Annotated in this window: 14 protein-coding genes; 7 read left to right on the top strand and 7 right to left on the bottom strand. The window is 69.9% G+C overall.

All coding sequences use genetic code 11. The features are described from left to right. Nucleotides 1-33: 33 nt before the first annotated feature. From BLR95_RS09625 to BLR95_RS15795, 3 genes are all read left to right on the top strand, one after another. Nucleotides 34-1,854 carry a chloride channel protein gene (locus BLR95_RS09625; RefSeq protein ID WP_092618968.1) on the top strand — a complete coding sequence of 607 codons (1,821 nt, stop codon included), beginning with the start codon at nt 34-36 and terminating at the stop codon, nt 1,852-1,854. A gap of 83 nt (nt 1,855-1,937) precedes the next feature. Then, nucleotides 1,938-2,072, top strand: coding sequence for a hypothetical protein (locus BLR95_RS16240; RefSeq protein ID WP_281241292.1), 135 nt, complete (start codon nt 1,938-1,940; stop codon nt 2,070-2,072). 6 nt (nt 2,073-2,078) lie between these two features. Beyond that, nucleotides 2,079-2,231, top strand: coding sequence for a hypothetical protein (locus BLR95_RS15795; protein ID WP_176787762.1), 153 nt, complete (start codon nt 2,079-2,081; stop codon nt 2,229-2,231). 273 nt (nt 2,232-2,504) lie between these two features. Here the strand turns inward: BLR95_RS15795 and BLR95_RS09620 are convergent, their stop codons facing one another. The 6 genes from BLR95_RS09620 to tpiA form a co-directional block, all read right to left on the bottom strand. Next, nucleotides 2,505-3,164: a hypothetical protein gene (locus tag BLR95_RS09620; protein ID WP_092618965.1), complete on the bottom strand. Its 660-nt coding sequence runs from the start codon at nt 3,162-3,164 to the stop codon at nt 2,505-2,507. A gap of 91 nt (nt 3,165-3,255) precedes the next feature. Continuing rightward, the gene (gene eno / locus BLR95_RS09615) at nt 3,256-4,536 is read right to left on the bottom strand and encodes a phosphopyruvate hydratase (protein WP_092618962.1); all 1,281 of its coding nucleotides are present in this window, start codon (nt 4,534-4,536) and stop codon (nt 3,256-3,258) included. Then, nucleotides 4,533-5,420: a 3-deoxy-8-phosphooctulonate synthase gene (gene kdsA, locus BLR95_RS09610; protein ID WP_092618959.1), complete on the bottom strand. Its 888-nt coding sequence runs from the start codon at nt 5,418-5,420 to the stop codon at nt 4,533-4,535. Before kdsA ends, eno begins: the two co-directional genes overlap by 4 nt. Nucleotides 5,421-5,425: 5 nt before the next feature. After that, nucleotides 5,426-7,060 (bottom strand): CTP synthase, encoded by a 1,635-nt coding sequence (locus tag BLR95_RS09605; protein ID WP_092618956.1) that lies wholly within the window; start codon nt 7,058-7,060, stop codon nt 5,426-5,428. Between the two features lie 166 nt (nt 7,061-7,226). Then, a complete protein-coding gene (secG, locus tag BLR95_RS16280) occupies nt 7,227-7,922 on the bottom strand; it encodes a preprotein translocase subunit SecG (protein ID WP_176787760.1) in 696 nt (231 codons plus the stop codon). A gap of 185 nt (nt 7,923-8,107) precedes the next feature. After that, nucleotides 8,108-8,869 (bottom strand): triose-phosphate isomerase, encoded by a 762-nt coding sequence (gene tpiA, locus BLR95_RS09595; RefSeq protein WP_092618953.1) that lies wholly within the window; start codon nt 8,867-8,869, stop codon nt 8,108-8,110. Nucleotides 8,870-9,051: 182 nt separating this feature from the next. Here tpiA and BLR95_RS09590 point away from each other — a divergent pair, with 182 nt between their 5' ends. The 4 genes from BLR95_RS09590 to BLR95_RS09575 all read left to right on the top strand — a co-directional run bounded on the left by BLR95_RS09590 (nt 9,052) and on the right by BLR95_RS09575 (nt 14,014). Beyond that, a complete protein-coding gene (locus BLR95_RS09590) occupies nt 9,052-10,911 on the top strand; it encodes a peptidylprolyl isomerase (RefSeq protein ID WP_092618950.1) in 1,860 nt (619 codons plus the stop codon). 80 nt (nt 10,912-10,991) lie between these two features. Next, the gene (gene trpE, locus BLR95_RS09585) at nt 10,992-12,491 is read left to right on the top strand and encodes an anthranilate synthase component I (protein WP_092618947.1); all 1,500 of its coding nucleotides are present in this window, start codon (nt 10,992-10,994) and stop codon (nt 12,489-12,491) included. A gap of 115 nt (nt 12,492-12,606) precedes the next feature. Continuing rightward, the gene (locus tag BLR95_RS09580; protein WP_092618944.1) at nt 12,607-13,377 is read left to right on the top strand and encodes a BglII/BstYI family type II restriction endonuclease; all 771 of its coding nucleotides are present in this window, start codon (nt 12,607-12,609) and stop codon (nt 13,375-13,377) included. Continuing rightward, a complete protein-coding gene (locus tag BLR95_RS09575) occupies nt 13,367-14,014 on the top strand; it encodes an MT-A70 family methyltransferase (RefSeq protein WP_092618941.1) in 648 nt (215 codons plus the stop codon). Before BLR95_RS09580 ends, BLR95_RS09575 begins: the two co-directional genes overlap by 11 nt. Nucleotides 14,015-14,022: 8 nt before the next feature. Here the strand turns inward: BLR95_RS09575 and mce are convergent, their stop codons facing one another. After that, nucleotides 14,023-14,427 (bottom strand): methylmalonyl-CoA epimerase, encoded by a 405-nt coding sequence (gene mce, locus BLR95_RS09570; RefSeq protein ID WP_092618938.1) that lies wholly within the window; start codon nt 14,425-14,427, stop codon nt 14,023-14,025. Nucleotides 14,428-14,439 lie beyond the last annotated feature (12 nt).

Here is a 14,439-nt window from a genome sequence, read left to right as displayed (position 1 = left end):
CAGGCCGGCCAGGATCAGGAACCGACGCCGAGCATGCCCCCGCTCCTCCCCTTCCTCCGCAGCCGCCTCGCCGGCGGTCCCGGGCGCCGGTCGGGCAACCCCCAGGTGCTGCTGGGGGTGATCGCCATGCTGGTCGGCCTGGCCGTGGGCGGCGCCATCGTCGGCTTTCTGGAAGCCATCTCGCGGATTCAGGAAATCCTGTACGGCGGCGGCGCCGGCCTGGTGGTGGCCTTCGCCGGCGAGTTGCCATGGTGGCAGGTGATGCTGATCCCCACCGGGGGCGGCCTGATTGTCGGACTGCTGCTGACCTTTGTCATGCCCGGCCGGCGGCGCCAGGGCATCCCCGAGGTGATCGAGGCGACGGCGACCCGCGATGGTCGGCTGCCCTGGGGCCGGGGGCTGGTGGCCGCCCTGGGCGCCGTGCTGTCGCTGGGCAGCGGCGCCTCGGTGGGGCGCGAGGGGCCGGCCGTCCACCTGGGCGCCACCCTGGCGGCGACGCTTGGCGGCTGGCTGGGTTTCGCCCGCTCCATGCGGCGCACCCTGCTCGGCTGCGGCGCCGCGGCGGCGGTGGCGGCCAGCTTCAACGCCCCCATCGCCGGCGCCCTGTTCGCCCACGAGGTGGTGGTCGGCCACTACGCGGTGCGCGCCTTCGTGCCGGTGGTCATCAGCTCGGTCGCCGCCACCGCCGTGTCACGCTCCTGGTTCGGCAACTTCCCCGCCTTCGTGCTGCCCGAGATGCGGCTGGTCTCGTTCTGGGAGATGCCCGCCTTCGCCGTGCTCGGCCTGCTGGGCGGGCTGGCCGCCGTGCTGATGATGCGCGCCATCGAGGGCGGCGAGCGCCTGGCCGCCGCCACCCGGCTGCCGCCGTGGGCCCGCCCGGCCCTCGGCGGGCTGCTGCTCGGCGCCCTGGCCATCCCCTTCCCCGAGGTGCTGGGGGTCGGCTACGAGGTCACCGACGCCGCCCTGCAAGGCGCCCTGCCCCTGGCCCTGATCGCCGCCCTGGCCGCCGCCAAGCTGCTGGCCACCGGGATCAGCCTGGGCTTCGGGTTCATGGGCGGGGTGTTCAGCCCCTCCTTGAGCATCGGCGCCCTGCTCGGCGGCACCTTCGGGCTGCTGCTCAGCCGGCTGGGCGACAGCCTGAACGGTCTGGCGATCTCTCCCCTCGACTCCGCCGCCTATGCCGTGGTCGGCATGGGCGCGGTGGCGGCCGCCGTGCTCGGGGCACCCATCTCGACCACCCTGATCGTCTTCGAGATGACCGCCAACTACGGCCTGACCCTGGGCGTGATGGTCGCCGTGGTGCTGGCCGCCGGGCTGTCGACCCACCTTTACGGCCACCCCAGCTTCTTCCACGGCCAACTGCAGCGGCGCGGCCTCGACCTGGCGGGCGGCCCCGAGTTGCACCTGCTGGAAGCCCTCACCGTGGGCCCCCTGGTCCGCGCCGACACCCCCACGGTCGGCCCCGGGACGCCGCTGCCCGAAGTGCGCCGCCAATTGCTGGCGGCGCCACACGGACTGGTGCTGGCGATTGACGACGACAACCGGTTGCTCGGCCCGATCAGCGCCCAGGAACTGTCCGCCGCCAGCTTCGACCCCAACCTCGACCCCCTGGTGGTGGCCGCCGACCTGATCCACCCGTCACCGCCCATGCTCACCCCCGAGGACACCCTCGATCAGGCCCTGCGGGTGATGAGCGGGGAAGGCCTGGAACACCTGCCGGTGGTCGAAGACCGAACCAGCCGCCGCCTGCTCGGTACCGTGCGCGAGACCGACCTGCTGCTCTACTACAATCGCGAACTGTTCGATCATCGCGCCGCCGAACACCCGAGTGCCGGCAAACGTCCCTTCTCCTGAACCACGCCGCCCCCCTTGACGCACCCCGACCCAGGCCAAATCTTGACTCCGTTGATCGGATAAACCGGCACGGAGAGCCCACCATGGAAGGCACCCTCTACCCCTTCATGATCATGAAGGTCGTCATCGTCGTCGTGGCCCTGGGCTGGTTCATCGCCCAAGCCATCCACTACGGACGGGAAAGCGAACGCATCTCGAAAGAACGCGAACAGGAATAGGGCGCCATGGAAGAAACCTCCATATTCCAAACCCCCCTGCCCGGAATCTTCTTCGAACTGATCGTCATCTTCGGCGGCGGCATCGCCCTCTGCCTGTACCAACTCTACGGCCTGAAAAAACTCGACGATCAGGAAAAAGCCCAAACCGACAGCGACTGACCACAACCCCCAGGCTGGAGTAGGAGGCGGCAAAGCAAAGGGGCGCTGCCCCTTTGAACCCCGCTGGGGAGGCCGGGAGGCCTCCCCAGACCCCACCATGAGTCAAAGCCGTGAAGAGGGGGGTAGCCGAGCGCGCGCGCTCGGCTACCCCCCTCTTCACGGCTTTAAGTCGCGGCGGGGGTCCGGGGGGGCCCCTGGTCCCCCCGGCGGGGGTTCCAAGGGGGCAGCGCCCCCTTGGCTCTGGCGCCCCCTGCTCTAGCCTGGGGGGTGTGGTCAGTCGCCGACGGTGAGGGTGCCGGTTTCGGCGTGGACGGTTTGGCCGATTTTGGCGACCATGGGGCGGACCAGTTGGCGGGCCAGTTCGGTGGGGTTGCGGCCGTGGGTGGCGGCGTTGGCCCAGCCTTGCCACAGGCGTCGTCCGTTGGCGAGGTCGGTCACGCCGACTTCGAAGCGCATGGAGGAGTCGGGCACGGGGGTTGGTTTGCCGTCCCGGGGCCGTCCGCCGAAGACGCTGGAATCGCTGGACGAGAAGAGGTTCAGGTCGGCGCGCAGTTGGCCATCGTCGTAGCCCCCGCCGGCCCGCCCTTGCAGGCGCAGCATGCCGTCGTTTTCCTCGGGGGCGGCGTTGCCGCTGTCGGTCACCTCGAAGGCCAGGACCAGGGTCGCCTGCCCGTCGTCCGGCACCACCCGGTAGCCGCTCAGTTTCAACTGCTGCTCGAAGGCCTGCTTCAGGGCGAGGCCGGCCTGGGAATCGTCGTACAGCCGCACCGCGATGGGTGCCCCCTGGGGTACCGGCTGGAAGGCCATGGCGCTGAGGGTGACGTCGCTGGTCAGCGCGTCCTGGGCCGGGGCGGGGCCGGCCGACAGCGCCAGCGGGGCCGCCAGCAGGGCCGCGGTCAGCAGGACGGCACGGGAGCGGCGGGGGGAGCGCATCGGGGGGGCCTCCGGCAGGCGATCATGGACCGGGTCATGATGGGCGGCGCGTTGGCCTGAGTCAACGCGCCGCCCGGGGTATGGGGCCGGCTCAGCGCCGCTTGAGGATGCTCTTGCCGGCGTAGACGGCGGCCTCGCCCAGTTCTTCCTCGATGCGGATGAGCTGGTTGTACTTGGCGATGCGGTCGGAGCGCGACAGCGAGCCGGTCTTGATCTGCCCGGCGTTGGTGGCCACCGCGATGTCGGCGATGGTGGAATCCTCGGTTTCGCCGGAGCGGTGGCTGATGACGTTGGTGTAGGCCGCCTTGTGGGCCATTTCGACGGTCTTCAGGGTCTCCGAGAGGCTGCCGATCTGGTTGACCTTGATGAGGATCGAGTTGGCGATGCCCTGCTCGATGCCCCGGATCAGGCGGGTCGGGTTGGTGACGAACAGATCGTCGCCGACCAGTTGCAGCTTGCCGCCCAGCTCGTCGGTCAGGGCTTTCCAGCCGTCCCAGTCGTCCTCGGCCATGCCGTCCTCGATGGAGAACAGCGGGTAGCGGGCGGCCAGATCGGCCAGATAGCGGGCGTGGCCCTCGGCATCCAGGCTCTTGCCCTCGCCGGCCAGCTCGTACTTGCCGTCCTTGTAGTATTCCGAGGCGGCGCAATCGAGCGCCAGCACCACGTCGTCGCCCGGCTTGTAGCCGGCCGCCTCGATGGCCTTCATGATGAAGCCCAGTGCCTCGTCGGCGCTGTTGAGGGCCGGCGCGAAGCCGCCTTCGTCGCCCACGTTGGTGTTGTGGCCGGCGTCCTTCAGGTGCTTCTTCAGGGCGTGGAAGACCTCGGCCCCGGTGCGCACGGCGTCGGCGATGGAGGGCGCCGCCACCGGCATGATCATGAATTCCTGGATGTCGATGGGGTTGTCGGCGTGCTGGCCGCCATTGACGATGTTCATCATCGGCACCGGCAGCAGGTGGGCGAAGGTGCCGCCCAGGTAGCGATAGAGCGGCAGGCCGGCTTCCTCGGCCGCCGCCTTGGCCACCGCCAGCGAGACGCCGAGGATGGCGTTGGCGCCCAGGCGGCTCTTGTTCTCGCTGCCGTCGAGTTCGATCAGGGCCGAATCGATGGCCAGCTGCTCCTCGGCCTCCATGCCGCCCAGGGCCTGGAAGATTTCGCCGTTGACCGCTTCCACGGCGCGGCGCACGCCCTTGCCGCCGAAGCGCTCCTTGTCGCCGTCGCGCAACTCGACCGCCTCGTGAGCCCCGGTCGAGGCGCCGGAGGGCACCGCCGCCCGGCCCATGGCGCCGGTTTCCAGCAGCACCTCCACTTCGACCGTGGGGTTGCCGCGCGAATCGAGGATTTCGCGGCCGGTGATGTCGATAATGGCGGTCATGTCGAGCGGTCTCCGATTGCTTCGGGGGACAGGTGAGAGGATATCGGGGCCGACTTGGCCACGCGGTCGAGCTCTTTCAAGGTGGCGAGCACGCCGGGCACGGCGGTCAGCGGCAGCATGTTGGGGCCATCGCTGGGCGCTCGGTCGGGATCGGGATGACATTCGGCGAACACCCCGGCCACCCCCACGGCCACGGCGGCGCGGGCGATCAGGGGGGCGAAGCGGCGCTCGCCGCCGGTCGCCGCGCCCAGGCCGCCGGGCTGCTGGACGGCGTGGGTGGCATCGATGATCACCGGGCAGCCGGTGCGCTCGGCCATCAGGGCCAGGCCGCGCATGTCGACCACCAGCGCATTGTAGCCGAAGCTGGCCCCGCGCTCGGTGACGATCACGTTTCGGTTGCCGCTGTCGTCCAGCTTGCCGACCACGTGATCCATGTCCCAGGGGGCCAGGAACTGCCCCTTCTTCACGTTGACCACCCGGCCGGTGGCGGCGGCGGCCAGCAGAAGGTCGGTCTGTCGGCACAGGAAGGCGGGGATCTGCAGCACGTCCACCACCTCGGCCACGGGGGCGCACTGCTCGCGCTCGTGGACGTCGGTCAGCACCGGCAGACCCAGGCTGTCGCGGATCTCGGCGAACACCGACAGGGCGGCCGAAAGCCCCAGGCCGCGCCGGCCCTTGAGGCTGGTCCGGTTGGCCTTGTCGAAGCTGGTCTTGTAGATCAGCCCCACCCCGGCCTGGGCGCAGATTTCCTTGAGCGCCGCCGCCACCTCCAGCGCGTGGTCGCGGCTTTCCATCTGGCACGGCCCGGCGATCAGCACGAAGGGCCGGTCGTTGGCCAACTCCAGGTCGCCGACGGCGACCCGGCGCGGGGGGCTGTGGGGCATGGGCGTCAGACCAGCCGGCTTTGCGTCACCGCCGCGGCGATGAAGCTGGTGAACAGGGGATGGGGGGCGAACGGCTTGGATTTCAGCTCCGGGTGGAACTGCACGCCGACGAACCACGGATGCTCCGGGTTCTCGACCATCTCTGGCAAAAGGCCGTCGGGCGACATGCCGGAGAAGCGCAGCCCGGCCGCCTCCAGGCGTTCCTTGTAGGCGATGTTCACCTCGTAGCGGTGGCGGTGGCGCTCGTTGATCTCGGCGGCGCCGTCATAGATCTCGCGCACCCGGCTGCCCTCGGCCAGCCGGCAGGGATAGGCGCCCAGGCGCATGGTGCCGCCCAGGTCGCCGCCGCTCCTGCGGGTTTCCAACTGGTCGCCCTTCATCCACTCGGTCATCAGGCCGACCACCGGTTCGTCGGTCGGCCCGAACTCGGTGGAGCTGGCGCCGAAGATGCCGGCCAGATTGCGCGCCGCCTCGATGACCGCCATCTGCATGCCGAAGCAGATGCCGAAATAGGGCACCTTCTTCTCGCGGGCGAAGCGGGCGGCGGCGATCTTGCCTTCCGCCCCGCGCTCGCCGAAGCCGCCGGGGACCAGGATGCCGTGCAGGCCCTCCAGGTAGTGGACGGCGTCCTCGCGCTCGAAGATTTCCGAATCGATCCAGTTCAGGTTGACCTTGACGTGGTTGGCGATGCCGCCATGGTTCAGCGCCTCGGCCAGCGACTTGTAGCTGTCGAGCAGCGAGGTGTACTTGCCGACCACGGCGATGCTCACCTCGCCCTCGGGCTTCCTGACCCGCTCGCAGATGCCCTGCCAGCGCTTGAGGTCGATGTCCTCCTCGCGGCAGGGCAGGCCGAAGTGGCGGCACACCTGCCGGTCCAGCCCTTCCTCGTGATAGCTGATCGGCACCTGATAGATGCTGTCCACGTCCAGCGCCGGGATGACGTTCTGTTCGCGCACGTTGCAGAACAGGGCGATCTTGCGCCGCTCGCCCTCGGGCAGCGGGCGGTCGGCCCGGCACATCAGGATGTTGGGCTGGATGCCCAGGCTTTGCAGTTCCTTCACCGAGTGCTGGGTGGGCTTGGTCTTCAGCTCGCCGGCGGTGGGGATGTAGGGCAGCAGGGTCAGGTGCACGAACATGGTGCGCTCCGGCCCCAGTTCGTTGCCCAACTGGCGGATGGCCTCGAAGAAGGGCAGCCCCTCGATGTCGCCCACCGTGCCGCCGATCTCGCACAGCACGAAGTCCTCCTCGCCGCTGTCGGCCAGGACGAACTCCTTGATGGCGTTGGTGACGTGGGGAATCACCTGGACCGTGCCGCCCAGGTAGTCGCCGCGCCGTTCGCGCTCGATCACCGTCAGGTAGACGCGGCCCGAGGTCACGTTGTCGCTCTGCCGGGCATGGACGCCGGTGAAGCGCTCGTAGTGGCCCAGGTCAAGGTCGGTCTCGGCCCCGTCGTCGGTGACGAAGACCTCGCCGTGCTGGGTCGGGCTCATGGTCCCCGGATCGACGTTCAGGTAGGGGTCGAGCTTGCGCAACCGGACCCGATAGCCCCGCCCCTGGAGCAACGCCCCAAGTGCCGCCGAGGCCAGACCCTTGCCGAGGGAGGAGACCACGCCGCCGGTGATGAAAATGAACCGCGTCATGGACCGCTACCATACTCCATATGGCCCCGCCCCACCAGCCATCCGAACGGGCCCGTCCGCGCCGGTTGCGCCGCCGGCCCGGGCCGGGGGCGGGGAAAGAAACAGAACAGGATGAAAAGGCCGTCCGACCGGCGGAAACCGGCGCGGCGACCGCACGATCAGGGGATCAGTTCCCAGCCGGGGCCTGGGGACGCGGGGCCTCCTCGGCGGTCGGCGCCCCAGTGGAATCCGGGGTGGTGTCCGGGGTGGTGTCCGGGGTGGACATCTCGGGCGTCGGGGCCGGCTCGGCGGCCTGCGGCGGGAAGGGCTGATCGGTTTCCGGGGTCAGCTCGACGCCCGTTTCCGGCAGCGCCGACTCGGGCACCGTCTGCGGCGCGTCGGCCGCCGGCTGGCTGGCCGCCCCCCCATCCGGATCGGGCAGGGTCGGGTAACCGGGATCGGGCAGGGCCGGGCTGGTCGGGGCCGGCTGGCTGGCTTCCGGCACCGCCGGAGCACTCAGGCCGCCTTCGGGCACGCTGGGCACCGCCGGTTGGGCCGGCTCGGGCGCCGGCACGGCCGGGGCAACTGGGGTCGGGGCGCCGTCGGTGGCGGCCGCCGGGGTGCTGTCGGTGGCGTCGTCGAACAGGGTGCCGCCGGTGCGCTCCATGTTGGCGAGCAGGGCCAGGCCCAGGCTGGTCGCCATGAAGCCGGCGGCCAGGATGGCGGTGATCCGGGTCAGCGGGTTGCCCGAGCCCCGGGCTCCCGGCATGCCGCCCCCGCCGCCGCCGATGCCCAGCGCCCCGCCTTCGGAGCGCTGCAACAGGATGACCCCGACCATGGCCAGGGCAAGCAGCAGGTGGACGACCAGAACGACCTCGATCATGTCGCAATCCGTTTACGCAGTGAGGGAAACAGTCTGACAGGCCCCGACCGGCAAAAGCCGGCCCGGGCGCCACCCCTGGGGGAAGCGCCGCCGGAACCGTCGTTGGGCGCCCTTGTACTCCCTTTGGCGGGCGCCTGCAAAGGGGGCTGTTGGGCCGGACGTCGCCAGATCGCTTATTGGGCCGCCTATTGGACCGCCTGGGCGATGGCCCAGAAGTCGTCCACCTTGAGACTGGCGCCGCCGATCAGGCCGCCGTCGATGTCCGGCTGGGCCATCAGCTCGGCCGCGTTGCCGGGCTTCATGGAGCCGCCATAGAGCAACCGCATGGCCCCGGCCGCCTCGGCCCCCAGGCTCTCGCCCAGAACTTGGCGGATCATGGCGTGCACCTCCTGGGCCTGCTCCGGCGAGGCGGTGCGCCCGGTGCCGATGGCCCACACCGGCTCGTAGGCGATCACCGTGTTGGCCGGGGTCGCCCCGGCCGGCAACGAGCCGACAAGCTGGCGGCGGTTGACGGCCAGGGTCTCGCCGGCGTCGCGCTGCGCCAAGGTTTCGCCGATGCAGACGATGGCCACCAGCCCGGCGGCCAGCGCCGCCTCGGCCTTGGCCTTCACGGTGGCGTCGTCCTCGCCGTGGTCGGCCCGCCGCTCCGAGTGGCCGACGATGACATGGCTGGCCCCCAGCTCGCGCAGCATGGCGGCGGCGATGTCGCCGGTGTGGGCGCCGCTCTCGGCCGTGTGGCAGTCCTGACCGCCGACCATCAGCGGCGAGCCGAGCACCTCGCCGGCCACCGCCGCGACCAGGGTGGCCGGCGGGCAGACCAGCATGTCGAAGGGCCGCTCGGCGGTGTCGGCCAAACGGCGGGCCAGGGCGCCGGCCAGGCCGTCCACCTGGGCCAGGCCACCGTTCATTTTCCAGTTGCCGGCGATCAGCGGGCGGCGGGCGGTCATGGGCTGTGCTCTCCGTGGTTATGCAATCCCAAGGGCGATCTTCCGGGAGATAGCATGGAAGTCGACCGACTGACCAGCCGGGCCGAGTCTCAAGGCCGCCGCTGTTGCGGCCCCGCGCCCGCCCCGACTATGATGCGCCGCCTGCCTTTCCGCGCCGCTTTCAAGGGACGTCTTTCACAGCCATGCTCAACATTCTGCGCCGCCACACCGGGTCCTGGATCGTCAAGGCCCTGCTCGGCCTGCTCATCCTGAGCTTCGCCGCCTGGGGGGTGGGCGACATGATCCGCGGCGCCGCCGGCGACCGGGCGGCCATCGTGGTCGGCGACGAGCACATCGGCCCGGAAACCCTGCGCCGCCACTTCACCGACGACCTGGAGCGCCTGCAAGCCATGCTGGGCGGCGCCATCGACCGCGACACCGCCATCCGCATGGGGCTGCTCGACGCCACCATCCGCCGCCTCGCCCGGCAGACCCTGCTCGACATCGAGGTGGCCGACAACCGGCTGGTGATCAGCGACCCGGCGCTCAAGGCACACGTTGCCGGCAACCCGGCTTTCCAGGCGAACGGCCAGTTCTCGCGCCAGGTGTTCGAGCAGACCCTGGCCGCCAACCGCCTGAACGAGCGGGCCTATCTGGCCGGCGAGCGGGCGGTGATGGCTCGCCAGCGGCTGGAACAGGCGGTGATGGCCGGGGCGGCGGCGCCCGAGGTGCTGCTCACCGCGCTGGCCGACTACCGCGACGAACAGCGCCGCATCACCCTGCTGACCATCGACCCGGCCGCCCTGCCCGCCCCGCCCGAGCCCGACGAGGAGGCCTTGCGCGCCTTCCACGCCGCCGGCCAGGACGGCTATCTGGCCCCCGAGCGGCGCAGCCTGACCTACGCCGTGTTGAACCCGGAGGGGCTGGCCCCGATGATGGCGCTGGAGGAGGGCGCGGTGGAAAGCGCCTATGAACAGCGCCTGGAGCAGTTCACCAGCCCGTCCAGTTGGGACCTGGAGCAGATCCTGGTCGACTCTGAAGAGACCGCCGCCCAGGTACTGGCGGCGCGCCGCGAGGGCCGCACCCTGGCCGCCGCCGCCCAGGCCGCCGGTGCCCCGGCCCCGGTGCGGCTGGAAGCGGTCGGCGCGACGGAACTTCCCCCCACCCTCACCCTGGCCCTCAGGAACCAGCCCGAGGGCGCCGTGATCGGCCCGGTGGAAAGCCCCCTGGGCTGGCATGTGGCGGAGATCGTCGGGTTGACCGAGGGCACCGTCCAGCCGCTCGAGGAGGTGCGCGAGCAGCTCACCGAAACCCTCAAGGTGGAACGCGCCATCGAGCGCATCTACGAGTACGCGGCGCAGGTCGAGGATGCCCTGGCCGGTGGCGCCACCCTGGAGGAGGCGCTGGCCGACCTCGACCTTGAAACCCACAGCCTGACCCAGGTCGCCCGCGACGGCGGGCTGGCCGACGGCACCCGGGCCGAGGACCTGCCGCCGACCCTGCTCTCCCGCGCCTTCGAGCTGCCGGCCGATGCCGAGCCGCGCATGGTCGAGACGGAAACCGGCTACCTCGCCCTGCGCCTGGATCAGGTGACCGAGGCCCGACCGCTGACCTTCGAGGAAGCCCGCGACCGGGTGCTCGCCGACTGGCGGCGCGAGCAACGCCTCGAGGCCGCCGACGCCCTGCTCGCCGAGCTTGAGAAGCGCGCCGGCGAGGGCGCCGATCTGGCCACCCTGGCCGCCGAAACCCCGGCCGCCAGCCTGTCCGAGCCGCCCCCCTTCACCCGGGGCGCCACCCTGCGCAACGGTCAGGGCCCCCTGCCCCAGGCCCTGGTCGGCCCGCTGTTCAAGGCCGAGCCGGGCGCCCTGGTCAGCGGCGCCGGCCCCAACCGCCGCCTGCTGGCCCGCCTGGACGAGGTGATCGTGCCGCCGGCGCGGGTCGACGATCTGGCGCCCACCGTCACCGAGGCGCTGGCCGGCGACCTGCTCGACCAGTACGCCACCGCCCTGGCCCGCCGGCACGGCATCCAGGTCAACCAGCGCCTGATCCAGGAAATGATGTAGGCAGGCGCCACCACCCCCCCAGGCGGGTATTTGGCGAGCCCAGGTTTCGCCCTTGAAGGCCCGCGCCAGAGGAAACGGTCATGCAGCTCAGTCCGGATGTGGAAAGCTTCCGCGCCACCTACCAGCAGGGGCGCCCCCAGGTGGTCTGGACGACCCTGGCCGCCGACCTGGAAACCCCGGTCTCGGCCATGCTCAAGCTGGCCGACGGGCGGCGCTTCTCGTTCCTGCTCGATTCGGTGGAAGGTGGCGCGGTGCGCGGCCGCTACTCGCTGATCGGCCTGAAACCCGACCTGATCTGGCGCTGCCGGGGCGAACGGGCGGAGATCAACCGCCACCTGCTGCGCGGCGACGAGGACAGCTTCGAGGACGACGGCCCGGCCCTGGACTCGCTGAAGCGGCTGATCGAGGAATCGCGCATCGACCTGCCCGACTGCCTGCCGGCCATCGCCATGGGGCTGGTCGGCTACATGGGCTACGACACCATCCGTCTGGTCGAACGGCTGCCCGACGACAACCCCGACCCCATCGACATCCCCGACGCGGTGTTCGCCCGGCCCACCGTGCAGGCGGTGTTCGACAACGTGAAGGACACGGTGACCCTGGTCACCCCGATCCGCCCGCGCGACGACATCTCGGCCGAGGCCGCCTGGGAGCTGGCCGGCGAGCGTCTGGCCGAGGTGGTGGCCGACTTCGAGCGCGGCCTGCCCTACCGCCGCGACACCGGGCGCGAGCGCCACGCCGCCACCCTGACCCCGGCCATGGCTCCGGCCGACTATCAGGCCATGGTGGAGCGCGCCAAGGAGTACATCCGGGCCGGCGACATCTTCCAGGTGGTGTTGAGCCAGCGCTTCTCCATGCCCTTCCGCCTGCCGCCGCTGGCTCTCTATCGGGCGCTCCGGCGGACCAACCCGGCGCCCTTCCTGTTCTGCCTGGATTTCGGCGACTACGCCCTGATCGGCGCCAGCCCGGAAATCCTGGTCCGCCTGCGCGACGGCGAGGTGACCGTGCGCCCCATCGCCGGCACCCGCAAGCGCGGCGCCACCACCGAGGAAGACGAGGCCCTGGCCGCCGACCTGCTGGCCGACCCCAAAGAGCTGGCCGAACACCTGATGCTGCTCGACCTGGGGCGCAACGACGTCGGCCGGGTGGCCGAGGTGGGCACGGTGAAGGTGACCGACCAGATGGTCATCGAGCGCTACAGCCAGGTCATGCACATCGTCTCCAACGTGGTCGGCCGGCTGCGCCCGGAACTGGATGCCATGGACGCCCTGATGGCCGGCTTCCCGGCCGGCACCGTCTCCGGCGCCCCCAAGGTGCGGGCCATGGAGATCATCGAGGAGTTGGAGCCCCTGCGGCGCGGCTTCTACGCCGGCGGGGTGGGCTACATCGCCGCCAACGGCGACATGGACACCTGCATCGCCCTGCGCACCTCGCTGCTGAAGGACGGCGAGCTGCACCTGCAGGCCGGGGCCGGGATCGTGCTCGACAGCGACCCGGTCAAGGAGCACGAGGAGTGCGAAAACAAGGCCCGCGCCCTGGTCCGCGCCGCCGAGGAAGCCCTGCGCACCGCCGGGCGGTAGGGGGGCGGAACAAGATAATGTTTTTTCAAGGCCGCCAGAGGGGCGTATATAGTACCCTCACCCTCACGACAGCCGGCGAGCGATCCTCGGCGCGCGGACGGAGAAGGCAGTCAGAATGGCGTCCGACACCTCGGAATCCCCGGGCGGCAAGGCCGATCCAGAACACCTGGTCGAAAGCCGGATCCCAAAGGACATCCGGGACAGATACGAGATCCACAGTTATCGCAGCGCAGCCCTGATTCTCTCGGAAAACCATCCCGAGGCCTTCACGGATCTGCTGGCCGCCTTGCGGGCGTTTTCGATCACAACCGACATGATCCGGCGGGCCGGCGGGAACGAGTCCCAGATCCCCAAGCTGTTCAGCACCGTGCTGCGGCCGCGCGGTTGGCACGAGACCTCCATCCAGGGCGATCTTCTGGTGACCATCAGCTGGCGGGAGAACGATGAGGGCGCCGGAAAGACCAGTGTCAAGAAAACCCGGACCATGAACTTCGAGCGCTACCTCGACGGCCATCAGATCGATTACGTCAAGGATGGGGTGGCTTTCGATCTGGAATGGAACAGCAAGGACCAGACGTTTGACCGGGATCTCTACGCTTTCAGCGCCTTTGCCCATACAGGGGTCATTGATGTGGCGGTCCTGGTGACCCGCAGCGCCGCCCTCAACCCGGTCTTTCGCCAACTTGGTGAATCGCTGGACCGCAACGGAAACGTGGAATGGAAACGCAACGGCGAGCCCCGCATGATCCGTGAAAAGTACGGCGCCAGCACCACCTGGATGGGCAAGCTCCTTTACCGCCTGAACGCCGGTCGCAATGGCGGCTGCCCGGTTCTGGCCATTGGCATTGGCCCCAAGTGCATTGAGGATTGGCCCCATGACTGCTGAACAGCCGGACCCGATCCTGGACTTCCGAACCCAACTGGCGGGACAGACATTCTCGACGGTGCTGGCCGACCCCCCCTGGCGCTTCCAGAACCGTACCGGAAAAATGGCCCCGGAGCATCGGCGCCTGTCCCGCTATGGCACCATGACCCTGGACGAGATCAAGGCGTTGCCCGTGGCCGACCATGTCAAGGAACCGGCGCATCTTTATCTTTGGGTGCCCAACGCCCTGTTGCCGGAAGGAATCGACGTTCTTCGCGCCTGGGGTTTTGAGTACAAGAGCAATCTGGTCTGGCACAAGGTGCGCAAGGATGGCGGGTCCGATGGGCGCGGCGTCGGCTTCTACTTCCGCAACGTCACCGAGCTTGTCCTGTTCGGCGTGCGGGGAAAGAACGCCCGGACCCTGGCCCCCGGTCGCCGACAGGTCAACCTGATCGCCTCGCGCAAGCGCGAGCACAGCCGCAAGCCCGACGAACTCTACGAGGTCATCGAGCAATGCAGCTCCGGGCCCTATCTGGAACTGTTCGCGCGCGGGTCACGCAGGAACTGGACGTCCTGGGGCAACCAGTCCGAGGACTACAGCATCTCCTGGGAAACCTATCACTACCACAGCCAGGTCGAACCGCTGCTGGCGGAGTGATCCCCGCCCTACACCTGCTCCAGCTCGACCAGGGTGCCGTAGAGGTCCTTGGGGTGGAGGAACAGCACCGGCTTGCCGTGGGCGCCGATCTTCGGGTTGCCGTCGCCCAGCACCCGCAGGCCCTGCGCCTTCAGCCGGTCGCGGGCGGCCAGGATGTCCTCCACCTCGTAGCACACATGGTGGATGCCGCCGGCCGGGTTCTTGTCGAGGAAGCCCTGGATCGGCGACTTCTCGCCCAGCGGATGGAGCAGCTCCATCTTGGTGTTGGGCAGGGTGATGAAGACCACCGTCACCCCGTGGTCGGGCTGGTCCAGGGGCGCGGAGACCTCGGCTCCCAGGGTGTCGCGATAGGTGGCGCTGGCCGCCTCCAGGTCGGGAACGGCGATGGCGACGTGGTTGAGCTTGCCGATCATTCGGGGATTCTC

This window comes from Roseospirillum parvum (assembly GCF_900100455.1).
GTDB lineage: Bacteria > Pseudomonadota > Alphaproteobacteria > Rhodospirillales > Rhodospirillaceae > Roseospirillum > Roseospirillum parvum.
This window is presented reverse-complemented; position numbering and strand designations above follow the sequence as displayed.

Excerpts from the sequence above, each read along its gene's own strand:
- BLR95_RS09625 (WP_092618968.1), top strand. The coding sequence starts at position 34 with ATGCCCCCGCTCCTCCCCTTCCTCCGCAGCCGCCTCGCCGGCGGTCCC.
- BLR95_RS16240 (WP_281241292.1), top strand. The coding sequence starts at position 1,938 with ATGGAAGGCACCCTCTACCCCTTCATGATCATGAAGGTCGTCATCGTC.
- BLR95_RS15795 (WP_176787762.1), top strand. The coding sequence starts at position 2,079 with ATGGAAGAAACCTCCATATTCCAAACCCCCCTGCCCGGAATCTTCTTC.
- BLR95_RS09620 (WP_092618965.1), bottom strand. The coding sequence starts at position 3,164 with ATGCGCTCCCCCCGCCGCTCCCGTGCCGTCCTGCTGACCGCGGCCCTG.
- eno (WP_092618962.1), bottom strand. The coding sequence starts at position 4,536 with ATGACCGCCATTATCGACATCACCGGCCGCGAAATCCTCGATTCGCGC.
- kdsA (WP_092618959.1), bottom strand. The coding sequence starts at position 5,420 with ATGCCCCACAGCCCCCCGCGCCGGGTCGCCGTCGGCGACCTGGAGTTG.
- BLR95_RS09605 (WP_092618956.1), bottom strand. The coding sequence starts at position 7,060 with ATGACGCGGTTCATTTTCATCACCGGCGGCGTGGTCTCCTCCCTCGGC.
- secG (WP_176787760.1), bottom strand. The coding sequence starts at position 7,922 with ATGATCGAGGTCGTTCTGGTCGTCCACCTGCTGCTTGCCCTGGCCATG.
- tpiA (WP_092618953.1), bottom strand. The coding sequence starts at position 8,869 with ATGACCGCCCGCCGCCCGCTGATCGCCGGCAACTGGAAAATGAACGGT.
- BLR95_RS09590 (WP_092618950.1), top strand. The coding sequence starts at position 9,052 with ATGCTCAACATTCTGCGCCGCCACACCGGGTCCTGGATCGTCAAGGCC.
- trpE (WP_092618947.1), top strand. The coding sequence starts at position 10,992 with ATGCAGCTCAGTCCGGATGTGGAAAGCTTCCGCGCCACCTACCAGCAG.
- BLR95_RS09580 (WP_092618944.1), top strand. The coding sequence starts at position 12,607 with ATGGCGTCCGACACCTCGGAATCCCCGGGCGGCAAGGCCGATCCAGAA.
- BLR95_RS09575 (WP_092618941.1), top strand. The coding sequence starts at position 13,367 with ATGACTGCTGAACAGCCGGACCCGATCCTGGACTTCCGAACCCAACTG.
- mce (WP_092618938.1), bottom strand. The coding sequence starts at position 14,427 with ATGATCGGCAAGCTCAACCACGTCGCCATCGCCGTTCCCGACCTGGAG.